We start from the raw sequence: 16,902 nt of genomic DNA, 5'->3' as shown, positions 1-16,902 counted from the left end.
CCGGGAAATTACTATGTTTGATCGTATCACCGTCATCCTGCCGGTTGAGGGCCTGCTGTTCTGGAAGCTCAGCGGCCGGGAGAAGCTCGCCGACGCCTTTGAGTTCACCGTGGAGCTGCTGAGCCCCGACGCGCGCCTCGACCGCAAAACGCTGCTGGGCCAGCCGGTTACCGTCTGTATCCCCACGCAGGGCATGGGCACGCGCTACCTGAACGGCAAAATCACCCGCGCCGGGGTCTACAGCCAGGAGCTGAACGGCACGCGCTACGCGGTGTACCGCCTGAGCATGGAGCCGGACCTGTGGCCGATGAAGCGCGACCGCAACCTGCGCATCTTCCAGGGGCAGACGGTGGTGCAGATAATCAAAACGCTGCTGGACGAGTACGGCGTGACGGTGGAGGACAGGCTGACGGGCAGCTACCGGGTGTGGGAGTACTGCGTGCAGTACCAGGAGAGCAGCTTTGACTTTATCAGCCGGCTGATGGAGCTGGAGGGGATTTACTACTTCTTCCGCCACGAGGCGGACAGGCACACGCTGGTGCTGGCGGACAGCGCGCGGCAGCACCAGCCTTTTCCGGGCTACGGGGTTATTCCGTACCACGCGACGCCGTCGGGCGGCAGCACCTCCGCCGAGGGCATCAGCGTGTGGGAGATGGAGGACAGCGTGACGCCGGGCATCTACAGCATAGACGACTACGACTTCCGCAAGCCGAACGCGTGGATGCTGCAGGCGCGGCAGAACCCGGCTTCGCCGGCGCCGGGGCAGATAGACGTGTACGACTGGCCGGGGCACTTCGTGGACCACGACCACGGGGAGCACTACGCGAAAATCCGCCAGGAGGTGTGGCAGGTGGAGCACCAGCAGATAAGCGCGGTGGGCACGGCGCTGGGGCTGGCGCCGGGGAACACCTTCACGCTGCTGAACGCGCCGTTCTTCAGCGACAACGGTGAGTACCTGACGGTGAGCGCGTACTACGACTTCGAGGAGAACCGCTACGCCAGCGGGGGCGACGGCGGCACGAAGCACAATATCGCCATCGGGGTTATCCCGTCGGCGGTGACGTTCCGGGCGGCGCCGGAAACGCCGTGGCCGCGCACGCACGGGCCGCAGACGGCGAAGGTGGTGGGGCCGAAGGGGGAATCCATCTGGACGGATAAATACGGGCGCATCAAGGTGAAGTTCCACTGGGACAGGCTGGCAAAAGGGGACGACACCAGCTCGTGCTGGGTGCGCGTGTCGAGCGCCTGGGCGGGCCAGGGATTCGGCGGCGTGCAGATCCCGCGCGTCAACGACGAGGTGGTGATCGACTTTATCAACGGCGATCCGGACAGGCCGATCGTGACGGGCCGCGTGTACAACGAGGCGAGCATGCCGCCGTGGGCGCTGCCCGGCGCGGCAACGCAGATGGGCTTTTTAAGCCGCTCGAAGGACGGCACGCCGGACAACGCCAACGCGCTGCGCTTTGAAGATAAGGCGGGCGAAGAGCAGGTGTGGGTCCAGGCGCAGAAGAATATGGATACGCACGTTAAGGCCGACGCCACGCACGTTGTCGGGAAAAACTATCATCACTACGTTGGCGAAAATGAAGAGCATCGGGTAACTAAAGATCAGATAATCGGTGTAAAAGGTAATTCGACTATGCTTACAGGAAATAATAAGACTGACAATGCTGTAGGCACTTACATTATAGGATCGGGTGAATCAATAAGATTAGAATGCGGTAAAAGCATTATTGAACTAAATCAGGATGGCAATATTAATATTACTGGAGTTAATTTCAATATAACGGTTGATAAAACTGGGGAGATTAATACTGGTTGTGAATTACATCTTAATCCATCAGATGGAGTTACAGCCGCGATTCCACCAGGTAATAGCCACAAAGAGGTCATGCAATCACAATTAAATGATTTTTTAAAAAATAAATAATTTCCCCAGGAGAGGCTATGGCTACGTATAAAATTAATGAGGCGTCGATTAATCTGCCGGACATATTTAAAGATCGCACGATGAATCTTTTTACAATGAGTGAAAATAACGCAAGTGAATTTACGTTTGTAGTGTCACGTGCGACAGCAAGTTTTGATGACGATATAAAAAGCATCGCATCGCGCTTAGTTAAAGAAATGAATTTAACGCTACAAGATTTTGCGTTGGAATCATCGAACTCAATTCTGATAGATGGTCAGCCCGCTGCAGAAATTTTCTATCATTTTAAAAACGGTAATGCGTTGATCTGGCAGAAACAGTCCGTAATCCTTTTGAACGATAACGCTCGGGGAAGAAAAATGGTCTGTTTTATTGGAACATGTACGGATGATTTTGACGAGTATTATCAAAGACAATATCAAAACATAATCAATAGCATCCGCTTTTGTCAGGAAGAGAAAGATGAATTTATTGAAGAAGCCCTTCCAGCGACAAGTGAAAAAGTCTATTTCGCCTTGGATAATGATAGTAAAGAGCTATTCGTTTTTGAAACATTAAACGACCTTTATCAGCATATTAATCTGCAACGGGCTTTGAATGGAGCTTATCTGTTTTACGATGCTACAGGCAATCCTCTACACATCGCTCCTTTGCCTAAGGCGGTGGAGCAGGAGGCGACGCGCTATGCGTTATGGACTTCTTCGCCTAGAAAGGCCCAACACATGTTGTCAATCTTACTTGTATGCCGCTCGGTAAAAGGCCCGGCCACGCTTAATACTATTGATGCTATTACTGCTTTTATTCGGTCAAACAGGAATGCCTGATTCATGAGTGAGTTCAATGCAGCCCGCGAACTTGATGATATAGCCCATACGGCGTCACAAAGTTGGATGATAGCTGGATTGATTGGGGGGGCTATCTTAGGTGCTGCAGCTGTAGTAGTGACTGGCGGCGCAGCAGTAGTAGCAGTTATCGCCGCCGCCGCAGCTGGTGCAACGGCGGCTGGTGGCGTTGGAGAGATGATAGGAAGTATGTCATGGGCTCCGCGACACAGTACAGGAAAACTGGTAGATGGTTCTCCAGATGTAATCATTAACAATCGTGCGGCTATCCGAGCCCATTTGTCGCTCGGTGAATGTAATGAGCACAGTGGATCAAGGCAACGGGTCGCTGAGGGATCAATCAATGTTTATATTAATAACTTTCCTGCAGCGCGGGTTGGAGATCGTCTCACCTGTAGTGCCGAGATATTTTCAGGTTCCTCAAATGTTTTTATCGGTGGAAGCAAGCAGCAAACGGATGATATAAATCCTGAAGTACCGGGCTGGATAAACTGGGTAATGCTGGGGGTTGGCGCTGCAGCTATAGGCGTGTTGGCGTCACCAGCGATAGCCATTTTAAGTACTCTTGGCGCATTGGGTGGTGGCTACGCAGGTAATTATATTGGTGGTAAATTTTTTGGCGAAGGAAGCGATGGTCAAAAATGGTCAATGCTGCTTGGAGGACTGATTGGTGGAGCTGCCGGTGGTAAAGGGGGCACAAAGTTTGATGCGTGGCGTAGCATAGATTTATTAAAAATTGAACCTGAGACGCTTTTTGAACCAGTGCCTGAAATGCCAAAAATGTCTCTTGCAGATGCAGTCGGCAAAGACACTGCCGAAAGCTGGATAAACGCAGGGAAAGAAAATACATTAATGAATGCACCAGAATTTATAAATAAATTAAGTGATGATGAAATTGGGGCGTTATATGGGTATACAACTAATGAAGGATACACATCACTTAACCCAGCATTACGTGGGCAGACTGTTTTAACGCCTGAATTGAATGCTTTTGCAGGTCATGCAGCAAATGGCTTAAGTAAATTACCTCTGTATGATGGTGCAACTTCAAGAGGGATAAGCTCATTGCCTGAAGAGATATTATCATTAAATCAAAAGGGAAATATAGTTTCAGATGGAGCCTTTATGAGCACTTCCTCTGCAGATCCATTTGCTGGCAATATAAATATTGTGGTAAAGGGTACTTCAGGGAAAGATATATCATTCTTATCTCAATATAACCATGAGGCTGAAGTTTTATATCCACCTGGAACAAAATTTGAAGTAATGCAAAGAGTAGAGCAAAATGGGAAGATACATCTTAGTTATGAGGAAAGACCATGATTGACATCAGAGAAGATGAATTCACTTTATCGCTATATGCTCAAAAGTACTCACATCTCACACCGCCAGTGTCAAGGCAGCTTCAGAATAGAATGGAATATGCGACACCAACCAGAGCAAATTTAGAACATACCGCTAGTCAAAAAAAACCGGAATGGATGAAAAATAAGCAAAGACTAATATCTGATGACGATGCTCTTGACAGAGCTAAAGGCGCTTTGATTGGACTGGCCATTGGTGATGCGGTTGGGACTACCTTAGAGTTTCTTCCCAGAGATCGTTCTGTTGTAAATGATATGGTTGGTGGCGGACCATTTTCACTCAAAGCAGGAGAATGGACCGATGATACATCTATGGCTCTTTGCCTGGCTGAAACTTACATTTCGGCAGGTAAAATGGACATGCATATTTTCAGAGAAAATCTGGTGCGCTGGTATCATTATGGTGAAAATAGTAGCAATGGCCGATGTTTTGATATTGGCAATACTACGAGATGCGCTCTTGAAGAATATTTAAAAAAAGGAGATGACTGGTTTGGCAACACAGGTGTTGAAACTGCAGGTAATGCCGCAATCATCAGACATGCTCCTGTGGCTATTTATCACCGCAACTCCCTTTATAAAAACTGGAATGATTCTAAAAGGCAGAGTCTGGCTACTCATGGCTCAGCTGAATCGATAAACAGTTGCCAGTTTCTGGGATTGATTTTACATTACTTACTTAATGGATACACAAAGCAGGATACTTTTTCTCCTCATGTATGGCCTTGTTCATTAAGAGTATTACTGATTAATGCAGGTGAATACAAAGAAAAAAGCCGCGATCAAATCCGCTCAAGCGGCTACGTTATCGATACACTTGAAGCTGCAATGTGGGCCGTATGGAATACGAATAACTTCCGTGACGCAATATTACTTGCTGCTAATTTGGGAGATGATGCTGATAGTGTGGCTGCGACAGCAGGCCAGATTGCCGGAGCATTATATGGTTATTCGAATATTCCTCAGGAGTGGCGTGGTAAACTAGTACAAGAAAAGCGCATTGCTTCCATTGCTCAACAGTTGTTCACTCAGGCACCTTGTGAATCTTAAAACATTTTGTTTTTATATTAGATGGTTGATTTTTTACTGTTTTTTGGTGAAGAGCTATAATATTAAAGCGGAAAGCCGCAGCGCTAATAGTTTATCTAAATGCGTTTGTTAGAACCCTTATAGGTTATTACCGTAAAAGCTAGCATCAGCATCAGCATCAGCATCAGCATCAGCATCAGCATCAGCATCAGCAGCCAGACCTGCAATCAACTTCTCACTGTCATCCTGCCGGTTGAGGGCCTGATGCTCCCTCGGGATGCTGAATGCACCGATTTTTAGCGACAACGGCAAGTATCTGAGGGTAAGTGTGTACTAAGATTTTGAGGAGAACCGCTATGCCTTCCTGTACGCAGCACGGCAGCGGCATTATTGTCGGTGGTTCCGGCAGCGTGCTGGTTAACGGCGTATCGCTCGCCCGGCAGGGCGATAAAACCCAGTGTAACGCTGGCGGCGCATCAGCTCCTGCAAAACCTAAACCTGCGGCTCCACAATACTGGGGCGGCTCGCTGGCTAAAAAGGCCGGTGAAGACGGTAAAATACATGGCGATCATTATGATGCCTACATGTTAGGGGCTTATGCCAGCCTGAAAGACAACAGCAATGATGGCAGTTACGATACGGTTTCAAGCGGATTTGTTCTTGAAGATCTTACGTTGAGGATTGCAGACAGCGATGGCCTGTTAAAAGGCGAGCTAAATAATAAGATAGCACAGGCTAATGCCAGCGGATCTTATTATAATGGCGGCGGAGATATTTATGGTATTAATACCAGCGCGAAAGCAACAGGCATGCAATATGGTATTACAGGCTCTGCTGGAAAAGAAAATACGTTATATGGCACTGCCAACGCAAGCGTAACATTGGCGACTGCTGAGGCAAACCTGATTGCTGAAGTTTATACCGGCAATCAAGGGCGTTACGGGATCAATTTTGAAGGCGGCGCGGAAGCAACGGCCGTTAAAGAAAAAGTTGAACGGAAAGTTAACCTATATGGAATCGCGATAGCAAATGCAAAAGCGGAAGTGAATTTGGGGGGGGTTGGTGCTTCAGCCAGTTTAGCCGCTTACAAGGATAATACGGATCACTCATTCAATTTTAAAGCCAGCGGTAAATTTTCTTATTGGTTAGGATTGGGCACGGGCGTTGATCTGAAAATATTCATTGAGCCACTACGTAAATTATTCTTTGGTAAGGATGAGCATACGGAGGGGGGCCAGAAAAGCGGCGGTGGTGAGGGTAGTATTATCGACGGGTGTAAGACAGTTTTGATTGGTGACTAATTTCTCGTAGGAGTTTTTTTATGAAAATGATAGCTTTGTTGTTTTTTTTAGCTGTAACGCTTTATTTTGTCTGGCGCGCTAACCTATCCTCCGGGAAAATAAAATTAGTGAGCGTGAGTAAGGGATTGATCGGTGTATTCCTGGGGATTATTGTTTTGGGATTTTTTCTTAAGTTTCTGGTGGCCATCATCCCTGGATTTACTAATGATGCTGCCGGCGATTTAATGGAAGAAATAGGTGCCTCATTTATAGTGGTATGGGGAATGAGGTTTTTAATTGTAGCAATATCGGCTATATTTGGCCGAATCATGGGTTTTCACAAACAATATAATTATGAAAATTATAAAAAGTTTTCGCCAGTTACCAGTAAGTTGGCCCCAGGTCTTTTGATTTTTGCTAAGTGTTTAGTATCTTTGGGGGCTGTATTGATGCTTTATGGTATTTGGTTTACGAATTGAATCAGAAGGGAGATGTTCTATGGAGTTTGATATCGAATATGGATTCCCTGTTGCTCCTGGTTTCACTAAGGAAGAGATTGAACGGCATTTCTGGAAGTGCCTTTATACTTCTTCAGAACAAGAGATGCTGCATTACTGGGTGGTATTACCAAAAAGCCTTAAGCCAGCAGAATTGGAGCCGGTAGCTTTTCCCGGAACGGGATTAACAAATATTGGCCGCTATTTTACTACTGACGACTCGCCTTACCTTGAAGTCTGGGCAGCTTATGAGCGCTGTCAATGGGAAATGAACGCATCCGACTGGTTATTTAAAAAGCTCGCTCTGTCGGGTGAAAAAGTCCTTCATCGCCGTCTTGTGGGCAAAGCCGTTGAAAATGGTATTTTTGCTGATGTTTTAACTATCAAGGTTCACTCTTCCGGTGATGAGGTGATCTCAAGATATACTGTGCAAAAGGATTATAATAAAGATAAAGGTGGCGGGAACTATTTTTTGCTAAAAGTTTCCTGTGCCTCTCACGATTATACCGCACTGGCGCGTGATATTTATTTTACAGCTGTAAATTGGGATCTTTTGCATCGCAGTAATTTAGCTATGGCTGAATTACTCACCTCAGTAGATCTGGGAGGTGAAAGTGCTTTTAAAATTCCTGTTTCCTGGCATGCTAAAATAATTGAAAAAAACAGAATTGTTGTCGATCATACAACTGATAATCTCAGTACTGGTGTCATTAATTTCTATTTCTATTCTGCCGACGAATGCCATGCACATGAAGATGTCTTTAATAAATCAACAGCTCGTTTTGTTCAGCACGATGATTCCGTAATCCTTACAGCAAATGAGCTGGAAGATTTTCCGAATGACATTAATCCTGAGCTGGGCTCAATACAAACCTGTACTGGCGAATTATATAGCGAGAAGGAAAAGATTCGAGCCTTCTATCAAAGCTATATCTTTAATGATTCGGGTGTATGGTGCTATATTGAGCTGGTCGGCCAACAACGTAATAATGAAAACTATAACTTCGAAGCTAACAAACGCTGCCTGGAGATAATTTTGGCCACTCTAAATATAAAGGTTAGCTAACTGAGGCACATCAGGAACATCTTTTTAAAGAGGCTTTACAGCGAGTCGGTTTTATTTACAGGCCAACTTTTTATCCGCTATAGCTAAGACATATTAACCAGCTATTTGAGGGCAGTGGCCAGTAACAGCGCTGCTATCTTGCAGATTATCAACCAGCCCGGCTTACTGCCGGGCCTGCCAGTCTGGGGAATTGATCGTTTCACTGTCATTTCTGCTGACTAATGGCCTACTCTTGTTAGAACTCAGCAGGCGGAGCTTCCTGGGCCTGACGATAGTCGCCATCATCAAAACGCTACAGGGCGAGTACATGATAGAGCGTGGAGGACAGGCCAATGAATAGCTATCAGGATGTATAAAGATGGAATGGTCGGGTTTTTTATTTTTTTCAATAGCAACTGTAGCTTACGTCTGGAATGGTAATAATACTTTCCGTAAAAAAGAGTGGTGGCTATTGCTTGCTAAATTTATCGCTGTTTTCTTTGTTACTTTTTTATTAACATTTTCGTTGAAAGGTTTGCTCTCCGTATGGCAATTCTCATCGGTTGCTACGGTAAAAATTGGGGTGTTAAATTTTTTTACCTCATGTCTTTTTGTCCTTGGTGGAAAGCTTGGGGTTGTTGGCCTGTGCACTATTTTTAGTAGTATTTCTGACTTTCATAAAAAATATAATCCACGATATTACCCGACATTGTTATCTCTTTCAAAGGAAACATCATCTTTATTCATCGTTTTAATAAAATGCCTGGTCTCCTTCGGTAGCATACTTGCGGTTTATGGCATCTGGTTAGGATAGTAATAAAATGAAAGCTATGTATAACAACATCAACTATATTTTTCCACTTTGTGTCTATTTTACTAAAAATTGAATGCTGTACCGTTATTGGAAGAGCCTTTACACGTCTTTTAATGAGAAAATGCTGCACTACTGGGTAGCCCTACTGTAAAGCTTGAAACCTGCTGACATCAAGCCTGTGGACTTCCCGGAAGTAGACCTGGTGAATGTTAGTCGTTATATTACATCCGATGATATGTTCTATTTTAAGTTTTGGGTAGCTTATGAGCGATGCAAGTGGGAAATGAACGCGTCTGAGTGGTTGTGCAAAAATATTATAACCCAGAGGAGGCAGGAAATATATTCAATAATCGCACTGAGATTTTTCATTATTATGAAAATTCAAGAGAGAAAATTTCATTTCCTGAAGAGATGTTTTCATTGAATAAAAATGGTACGTAGATTTAGATATGGATTTTATTAATACTTCCTCTGCGAATCTATTTTCTGGAAATATGAATGCTGTTGCAGAGGGTTCTTCAATTAATGATATATCCTTTTTGTCTTAATATAGCCATGAAGCTGAAGTCTTATATCTTTCTGGAACACAGTTTGAATTAATGCAAAGATCAGGGGGAATCAGGAAAATACATCTTAGTTATTAATTCTGGTTATACTACTGTGCTAACAGGTCTTTAACTTTTAATTTAGTGGGTTGTGTATGCCTTGGTTAGGTTTCCTTATATTTTTAGCTATTTCTCTATGGTATGTGTGGAATGGAAAAGACAGTTTTTCTAAAAAAGATTGGCTTTTGTTTGCAGCTAAAGTAATTGGTGTTTTAATTGGAACTGCTCTGTTTGGCAGGCTAATGTATAACATGATAACTTCATGGCACTTTATGCCCATGTCTGACGCAAAAAAACTCACTGCCTCTTTAGGCGGAGCATGTATCGCGGTACTTGGCAGTAAATTCTTGATAGTAGCACTTTGTTCCATCTTTTCAAATATCATGGGGTTTCATAAGGAATATAATACACAGAACTATGAAGAATTATCATCTTTTTCGAAAAGTGTTTCTCCGTCACTTCTTCTTTTCGTAAAGTGTTTAGTTTCCGCAGCATCTGCATTGATGCTTTATGGGATTTGGTTAGGTAGATAAAAAGGAGGGGGTTATGAGCAATTACATCAGCTACGACTTTCCGCTTGCCTCTCCTTTTACTAAAGAGGAAATGCAGCAGCGCTACTGGAAGTGTCTTTACACCTCTTCCAGTGAGAAGATGCTGCACTATTGGGTAGCCTTACCGCAAAGCCTGAAACCCGCTGAAATTAATCCGGTGGACTTCCCGGAAGTAGGGCTGGTGAATATTGGTCGTTACATTACATCCGATGATACGCCCTACCTTGAGGTTTGGGCAGCTTATGAGCGATGCGAGTGGGAAATGAACGCATCTGACTGGCTGTTCAAAAAGCTGTCCATTATGGGTGAAAAGATCCTGCACCAGCGTTTAATTAATAATCCCAACGGTAGCGGCAAGTTTGCAGATGTATTAACAGTCAAAGTTCATGCCTCTGGTGATGAAGTCATCTCGCGCTATACCATACAAAAAGATTACAATCCTGCGGAAGGCGGTGGGAATTACTTCCTTTTGAAAGCTTCCTGCGCTTCACGAGATTATGCTGCGCTGGCTGATGATATCTTTTTTGTCGTGGTTAACTGGGATCTCTTAAATCGTAGCAATCTGGCGCTGGCTGAATTATTAACTACCGTTAATCTGGGTGCAGGGAGTTCGTTTAAAGTACCGTTATCCTGGAAAGCTAAAGTTATTTCAGAAAACAGAATGCTCATAGAGCATACTATCGAAAATGTTAATTATGGTGCGATAAATTTATACTTTTATCCTGACACTGTGGTTCACTCGGCAGAAGAAATCTTTGATAAATGTGCCGAGCGTTTTCATCAGCAGGATAATGGAATAACACTGGTAGCAAACGAGCTGGAGCCCATCCAAAATGATTTTAACAGCAGTCTGAATATTGATTTATTTACGTGCACGGGTGAGATCACCAGCAGAGCTGACCATATGCGCGCTTTTTATCAGGCATACGTTTTCAATAAAAATAACGTATGGGCATATATAGAATTAGTTGGCAGGCATCGTAACGTAAAAGACTATCATTTTGAAGAAAATAAGCGATGCCTGGAAATTATTTTCTCTACCATGCAGATCTCGGCTCATTAAGTTGATGTCTGGTTTTTAGGTACCAATACGACAACCCTGCACTTAAAAACACACTCCGTCTGACCCTACTAAATCTTATCCGCCCGGCGTCCCGCCGGGCCTGCCAGTCCGGGAAATTACTATGTTTGATCGTATCACCGTCATCCTGCCGGTTGAGGGCCTGCTGTTCTGGAAGCTCAGCGGCCGGGAGAAGCTCGCCGACGCCTTTGAGTTCACCGTGGAGCTGCTGAGCCCCGACGCGCGCCTCGACCGCAAAACGCTGCTGGGCCAGCCGGTTACCGTCTGTATCCCCACGCAGGGCATGGGCACGCGCTACCTGAACGGCAAAATCACCCGCGCCGGGGTCTACAGCCAGGAGCTGAACGGCACGCGCTACGCGGTGTACCGCCTGAGCATGGAGCCGGACCTGTGGCCGATGAAGCGCGACCGCAACCTGCGCATCTTCCAGGGGCAGACGGTGGTGCAGATAATCAAAACGCTGCTGGACGAGTACGGCGTGACGGTGGAGGACAGGCTGACGGGCAGCTACCGGGTGTGGGAGTACTGCGTGCAGTACCAGGAGAGCAGCTTTGACTTTATCAGCCGGCTGATGGAGCTGGAGGGGATTTACTACTTCTTCCGCCACGAGGCGGACAGGCACACGCTGGTGCTGGCGGACAGCGCGCGGCAGCACCAGCCTTTTCCGGGCTACGGGGTTATTCCGTACCACGCGACGCCGTCGGGCGGCAGCACCTCCGCCGAGGGCATCAGCGTGTGGGAGATGGAGGACAGCGTGACGCCGGGCATCTACAGCATAGACGACTACGACTTCCGCAAGCCGAACGCGTGGATGCTGCAGGCGCGGCAGAACCCGGCTTCGCCGGCGCCGGGGCAGATAGACGTGTACGACTGGCCGGGGCACTTCGTGGACCACGACCACGGGGAGCACTACGCGAAAATCCGCCAGGAGGTGTGGCAGGTGGAGCACCAGCAGATAAGCGCGGTGGGCACGGCGCTGGGGCTGGCGCCGGGGAACACCTTCACGCTGCTGAACGCGCCGTTCTTCAGCGACAACGGTGAGTACCTGACGGTGAGCGCGTACTACGACTTCGAGGAGAACCGCTACGCCAGCGGGGGCGACGGCGGCACGAAGCACAATATCGCCATCGGGGTTATCCCGTCGGCGGTGACGTTCCGGGCGGCGCCGGAAACGCCGTGGCCGCGCACGCACGGGCCGCAGACGGCGAAGGTGGTGGGGCCGAAGGGGGAATCCATCTGGACGGATAAATACGGGCGCATCAAGGTGAAGTTCCACTGGGACAGGCTGGCAAAAGGGGACGACACCAGCTCGTGCTGGGTGCGCGTGTCGAGCGCCTGGGCGGGCCAGGGATTCGGCGGCGTGCAGATCCCGCGCGTCAACGACGAGGTGGTGATCGACTTTATCAACGGCGATCCGGACAGGCCGATCGTGACGGGCCGCGTGTACAACGAGGCGAGCATGCCGCCGTGGGCGCTGCCCGGCGCGGCAACGCAGATGGGCTTTTTAAGCCGCTCGAAGGACGGCACGCCGGACAACGCCAACGCGCTGCGCTTTGAAGATAAGGCGGGCGAGGAACAGGTGTGGATCCAGGCGCAGAAGAATATGGATACCAATATCAAAAACGATGAAACCCACACGGTAGGCGGTAATCAGACGGTATCCGTTAATAAAGATTTTACCAGCACGGTAAGCGGCGCTTACGTGCAGAAAACACAGAAATCACGTAATGAACTGGTGGGAGGAGATTACGAGCTTTGGGCGCAGGATGGCTTGCAAATTGCCGCCGGACAAGGCATCAGCTTTGTTTCGGGCGAGAGCGTGCTGACGCTCGATCCCAACGGCACCATTTCGTTGCAATGCATTCAGTTCCAAATCAACGCCACCGGCAACGGACAAATCAATACCGGCGGCACGCTGGATCTGAATATCAGCACGCCAACGCCGGGCATCACGCCCGATCCAACACCGATGACTATCGGCTATGAGGTTCTTCAGGCCTTCGATAAAAAAGGAAGCAATTCATGAATTACATTTTATCCGAAGGCACGCTGACGTTACCTGAAGCGGTCCAGGAACAAAGCATCACCTTACTGAAACTGCCCAAAGCACGCGCCACGCTGGTCGTGACCCGAGCGTGGGATGTGCAGGAAGGCGAAGAAGCGCGCTATCTGCAACAGCAGTTGGAAAAAGTGAAACGCGATATGAAAAAATTCGCGGCTGAAAAAGTGCAGGAGGCGCTTTTCGGCGGCCTGCCTGCGCAGGAAGTGGCGATGCGTTTTGAAAACCAGGGCGTGGCGGTCGTGCAAAAGCTGCTGGTCGCCAGAACCGCTACGCATCTGATGACGTTGACCTTTAGCCGCGCAGGCTCTTTCGATGCGGCTTCCCTGGCCGTCTGGCAAGATATTAAAAAAGGGTTTATTCCTGCCGCAGGATCGGAGGCTTGAGTGATGTCCGATTCGATCGCAGCTCGTTTAGACGATCCTTTAGTGCACAGCTCCGCACTGGCGGATCTTGTCAGCGGATTAGTTGAAGGAGCTATCTATACCGGCATTTTAGCCGGCGCTGGCCTGCTGTTTGCCGTCAACCCGGTAGCCGGCGTCGCGGTTGGCGCGGCAGCCATGCTGGGTGCGATGGCATCCGGCTATCCTGAAAAATTGGGCAACAAAGCCAGCGACGCCGTTGACGGCCTGCTGGATACGCTGGGCATGCGCGGGCCGCCGGATGCGGTTATAACCAGCGGTTCTGATAACGTTAAGATCATGGGCAAACCGGCTGCACGCGCGGCAGGAACCGTAAGCCGTGCCTGGCTGGCTTCGCCGTCTGTCGGCAGCGAAGAAGCGCCGGGGCTGAAAGATATTGCCATGGCCGTGGCGGGCGGGATCGCTTCCACTATCCGTCATCCGGGCGATGCCGTGAGCGCTGCGCTGGATAAGGTCAGCCATCTTAACGCTGAATCGGTAGGCAACTGGTTTAGCAATCTTTGGGATGATTTGATTCAGCCGACCGTTGCCAGTGCCAGTCCTTATGCCACGCCAGCCAATAAAGATACCGTCGCCTGTACCAAAGGGCATCTGGCCGAGAATGCCAATTTCCTGGCGGAAGGCTCGAAAAAGGTGATGATCAACGGCCATCCTGCAGTGCGTAACGGGCATCGCAGCACCTGTGAAGCTACTGTTCAGGTCAGCGATAACCCGCGCGTGCGTATCGGCGGGGACAGCGTGGTGGTGCGCGATATTCGCAGCGGCAAAAACATGCTGGCCTATTTTATCGGCGGCCTGCTGAGCGGCGGTATCGGTAAAGAAGGGGCAAAACTGCTGGAACAGCTTTTTACCCGCGTTGCTGCGCGGCGCGCGCTGCGGCAAATCACCTGTACAATCGTTTCTGAAGCCGGAGGAACGGTTGCCGCAGGCGCCATCTCCTCCGCGGCGATGCAGAGTTTTCACCCGGTTAACTATGCTACCGGGGCCAAGATCCTGGCCGGTCAGGACGATCTGGATTTTGTGCTGGAAGATCGTATCCCGCTTTACTGGCAGCGCATCTATCACAGCCGCAACCTGACGACCGGTCTGCTGGGCACGGGCTGGATGCTGCCGTTTGAAACGCGTCTGCTCCGCTTTCGTCATCCGGACGGGACTTTCCAGTTTGCCTGGCGCGACATAACGGGTCAGGAGCTGGGACTGGGCGAGATTGCGCCAGGCGACGTGGTGCGTTTTGATGAAGAGGGCTTTACGCTGTTCTGCTCGCTGCAGGGCGTTATCGTCATGCAGACCGCCCAAGGCGAGTTTCATCTTTACGAGCCGGATCCGCAGCGTGAGGGTGAATGGCGAATCGGCCGCATTTATGACCGTCATGAAAACTGCCAGCATTTTAGCTGGAACGAAGCCGGACAGCTGACCGCCATCGCTGGCGATAACGAAGCGCTGGACGTGCGGCTGAGCTATGAACCGCAATATGGCCGACTGACGGCGCTGCATCAGGTGGTCGCCGGGGAATTATGTCCTCTGGTGAATTATCGCTATAACCCGCAGGGCCAGCTGATTGCGGTGCAGGATGCTGATGGGGTTGAAACCCGCCGCTTCAGCTGGGATCGCGCCAGCGATCTGATGGCCTCGCACAGTTACGCCACCGGCCTGACCGTGGCCTACCAGTGGCAGCCAGCCCGCGATCCACGTTACTGGCGCGTATATGAGTATCAGGTGCTGGACGAACATCAGCATTGCCTGGAGCGCTGGCTGATCGATGCAGACGAAGAAGATCGCAGCGCAAACGTGACCTGTTTTTCTGGCGGCACCACGCAGCATCGCTGGGACGAGCTTTGTCGTATTACCGACTATATCGACAGCTATGGCGCGCACTGGCGATACCGCTGGGCGGAGCAGGGCGACCTGCTGATGGCTACCCTTGCGCCGGGCGATCGGGTCTGGACCTATGACTACGATGAACGCGCCAATCTGTCGATGGTGCGCGATCCGCTGGGTCAGACCACTACGACCCTCTGGCATCCATCCTATGCGTTTCCGTTAAAAGAGGTGCAGCCCGACGGTGCAGTGTGGCAATACGAGTACAACGACGCCGGAGATGTTATTGCGGTAACCGATCCGCTCGGCGGTACCAGCCGTTTTACCTGGAACGAGCAGGGCGATTTAATCACGCGCACCGACGCGCTGGACAACATGCATCGCTTCTGGTGGAACGAGCGCGGGCAGCTCCGGCGCGACGAGGACTGCTCCGGCAACCAAAGTTATCGTCTGTATGATGATGCGGGAAGGTTGCTGAGCAGCACGGACGCGGAAGGCAACACTACGCGTTATCGCTGGAGCGCTGCGGGTCGTCTGCAGTGCCTGACGCGTCCTGACGGACGTGAAACGGAATATGAATACGATCGCGCCGGCATGCTGGTTGGCGAGAACGTTGACAGCTTTTCAGAGCGGCACGTGGCCCGTAACGTGCGCGGGCAGATCGTCAGCCAGACCGATCCAGCAGGGCATATTACCCGCTATCAGTACGATCGCTTTGGACGGATGACGGCGTTAATCAATCCAAACGGCGATCGCTGGCAGTTCGAGTATGACAACAGCCAGCGCCTGCTGGCGCAGATTGACTACGCGGGGCGTCGCAAAAGCTATGGTTATGACGAGCTGGGCCAGGTTACGGAAGTCGTACAGCATTCGTTGTCTGTTGAAGGCGAAAACCTGCCGCCTCACCGCACGCAGTTTGAATATGATGAAGTCAGTCGCCTGACGGTGAAAACTACGCAGCAGCACCGTACCGAATATCACTACGGCCCGGACTGCGTGGAAGTCAGAAAGATAGCGCTGACGGAATGGGAGAAGGCACGAGCTGAAGGCCGTGAGGCAGAAGCCGAAGTACTGACCTTAACCAGCGACGCGCTGGGCAACCTGCTCAGCGAAGAGAACAGCGGCGGGCTGTTCACGCATCAGTATGACGCGCTGGGCAACCTGACCGGCAGCACGCTGCCGGACGGGCGCGAGCTGAACTGCCTGCGCTACGGCACCGGTCATCTGCTGCAGATGAACCTGAAAATGCACGGTAAGCAGAGCGAAATCGCGGGCTATCAGCGCGATAAGCTGCATCGTGAGATCGATCGCACCCAGGGCGCGCTGCATCAGGAGACGCGCTACGATCCTGTCGGGCGGATCGTGATGCGCCGCAGCGGCTTTATCGATCGTTCAGGCGTGGTGCTGGAGCGCCGCTATCGCTGGGATCGTCTGGATCAGGTGATGCAGCAGCTGGTGTCGGACAGCGCAACGCGGCAGAACGAGTGGGCAAACCAGCAGCAGCGCTTTGGCTATGATGCAACGGGGCAGGTCACGCGTGAAGTCCGCACCTATAAGGAAGAGCA

The 16,902-nt window shown here is 49.9% G+C and carries 13 protein-coding genes; all 13 read left to right on the top strand.

Going from position 1 to position 16,902, the window contains the following annotated elements; genetic code table 11:
* Positions 1-13 precede the first annotated feature (13 nt).
* Positions 14-1,930 carry a type VI secretion system Vgr family protein gene (locus tag ACMGEE_RS20925; RefSeq protein WP_436830602.1) on the top strand — a complete coding sequence of 639 codons (1,917 nt, stop codon included), beginning with the start codon at positions 14-16 and terminating at the stop codon, positions 1,928-1,930.
* Positions 1,931-1,947: 17 nt separating this feature from the next.
* Positions 1,948-2,754, top strand: a complete 807-nt coding sequence (locus ACMGEE_RS20920) for a DcrB-related protein (protein ID WP_436830601.1) — start codon at positions 1,948-1,950, stop codon at positions 2,752-2,754.
* Between the two features lie 3 nt (positions 2,755-2,757).
* Positions 2,758-4,095, top strand: a complete 1,338-nt coding sequence (locus ACMGEE_RS20915; protein ID WP_436830600.1) for a PAAR domain-containing protein — start codon at positions 2,758-2,760, stop codon at positions 4,093-4,095.
* Positions 4,092-5,186 carry an ADP-ribosylarginine hydrolase Tri1 gene (tri1, locus tag ACMGEE_RS20910; RefSeq protein WP_436830599.1) on the top strand — a complete coding sequence of 365 codons (1,095 nt, stop codon included), beginning with the start codon at positions 4,092-4,094 and terminating at the stop codon, positions 5,184-5,186. The genes ACMGEE_RS20915 and tri1 overlap by 4 nt, the downstream gene beginning before the upstream one ends.
* Positions 5,187-5,491: 305 nt before the next feature.
* A complete protein-coding gene (locus tag ACMGEE_RS20905) occupies positions 5,492-6,466 on the top strand; it encodes a PAAR domain-containing protein (protein ID WP_495849204.1) in 975 nt (324 codons plus the stop codon).
* Between the two features lie 20 nt (positions 6,467-6,486).
* Positions 6,487-6,924, top strand: a complete 438-nt coding sequence (locus ACMGEE_RS20900) for a hypothetical protein (RefSeq protein ID WP_436830597.1) — start codon at positions 6,487-6,489, stop codon at positions 6,922-6,924.
* 19 nt (positions 6,925-6,943) lie between these two features.
* Positions 6,944-8,008 (top strand): hypothetical protein, encoded by a 1,065-nt coding sequence (locus ACMGEE_RS20895; protein ID WP_436830596.1) that lies wholly within the window; start codon positions 6,944-6,946, stop codon positions 8,006-8,008.
* A 358-nt stretch (positions 8,009-8,366) separates the two neighbouring features.
* On the top strand, positions 8,367-8,801 hold the full coding sequence (locus ACMGEE_RS20890; protein ID WP_436830595.1) for a hypothetical protein: 435 nt from the start codon (positions 8,367-8,369) through the stop codon (positions 8,799-8,801).
* A 700-nt stretch (positions 8,802-9,501) separates the two neighbouring features.
* Positions 9,502-9,939 (top strand): hypothetical protein, encoded by a 438-nt coding sequence (locus ACMGEE_RS20885; protein ID WP_436830594.1) that lies wholly within the window; start codon positions 9,502-9,504, stop codon positions 9,937-9,939.
* Positions 9,940-9,952: 13 nt separating this feature from the next.
* Positions 9,953-11,020, top strand: a complete 1,068-nt coding sequence (locus tag ACMGEE_RS20880) for a hypothetical protein (RefSeq protein ID WP_436830593.1) — start codon at positions 9,953-9,955, stop codon at positions 11,018-11,020.
* 121 nt (positions 11,021-11,141) lie between these two features.
* Positions 11,142-13,064 carry a type VI secretion system Vgr family protein gene (locus ACMGEE_RS20875; RefSeq protein WP_436830592.1) on the top strand — a complete coding sequence of 641 codons (1,923 nt, stop codon included), beginning with the start codon at positions 11,142-11,144 and terminating at the stop codon, positions 13,062-13,064.
* Positions 13,061-13,483 carry a DcrB-related protein gene (locus tag ACMGEE_RS20870; RefSeq protein WP_301253541.1) on the top strand — a complete coding sequence of 141 codons (423 nt, stop codon included), beginning with the start codon at positions 13,061-13,063 and terminating at the stop codon, positions 13,481-13,483. Before ACMGEE_RS20875 ends, ACMGEE_RS20870 begins: the two co-directional genes overlap by 4 nt.
* Before the next feature lie 3 nt (positions 13,484-13,486).
* A partial coding sequence (locus ACMGEE_RS20865) for a DUF6531 domain-containing protein (RefSeq protein WP_436830591.1) occupies positions 13,487-16,902 on the top strand: 3,416 nt, incomplete at its 3' end.

Origin of the sequence: Erwinia artemisiae, from assembly GCF_051400835.1 — a bacterium.
Classification (GTDB): domain Bacteria; phylum Pseudomonadota; class Gammaproteobacteria; order Enterobacterales; family Enterobacteriaceae; genus Erwinia; species Erwinia aeris.
This window is presented reverse-complemented; position numbering and strand designations above follow the sequence as displayed.

Coding starts and splice junctions, on each gene's coding strand:
- ACMGEE_RS20895 (WP_436830596.1), top strand. CDS start 6,944: ATGGAGTTTGATATCGAATATGGATTCCCTGTTGCTCCTGGTTTCACT.
- ACMGEE_RS20920 (WP_436830601.1), top strand. CDS start 1,948: ATGGCTACGTATAAAATTAATGAGGCGTCGATTAATCTGCCGGACATA.
- ACMGEE_RS20870 (WP_301253541.1), top strand. CDS start 13,061: ATGAATTACATTTTATCCGAAGGCACGCTGACGTTACCTGAAGCGGTC.
- ACMGEE_RS20925 (WP_436830602.1), top strand. CDS start 14: ATGTTTGATCGTATCACCGTCATCCTGCCGGTTGAGGGCCTGCTGTTC.
- ACMGEE_RS20900 (WP_436830597.1), top strand. CDS start 6,487: ATGAAAATGATAGCTTTGTTGTTTTTTTTAGCTGTAACGCTTTATTTT.
- ACMGEE_RS20885 (WP_436830594.1), top strand. CDS start 9,502: ATGCCTTGGTTAGGTTTCCTTATATTTTTAGCTATTTCTCTATGGTAT.
- tri1 (WP_436830599.1), top strand. CDS start 4,092: ATGATTGACATCAGAGAAGATGAATTCACTTTATCGCTATATGCTCAA.
- ACMGEE_RS20915 (WP_436830600.1), top strand. CDS start 2,758: ATGAGTGAGTTCAATGCAGCCCGCGAACTTGATGATATAGCCCATACG.
- ACMGEE_RS20875 (WP_436830592.1), top strand. CDS start 11,142: ATGTTTGATCGTATCACCGTCATCCTGCCGGTTGAGGGCCTGCTGTTC.
- ACMGEE_RS20880 (WP_436830593.1), top strand. CDS start 9,953: ATGAGCAATTACATCAGCTACGACTTTCCGCTTGCCTCTCCTTTTACT.
- ACMGEE_RS20890 (WP_436830595.1), top strand. CDS start 8,367: ATGGAATGGTCGGGTTTTTTATTTTTTTCAATAGCAACTGTAGCTTAC.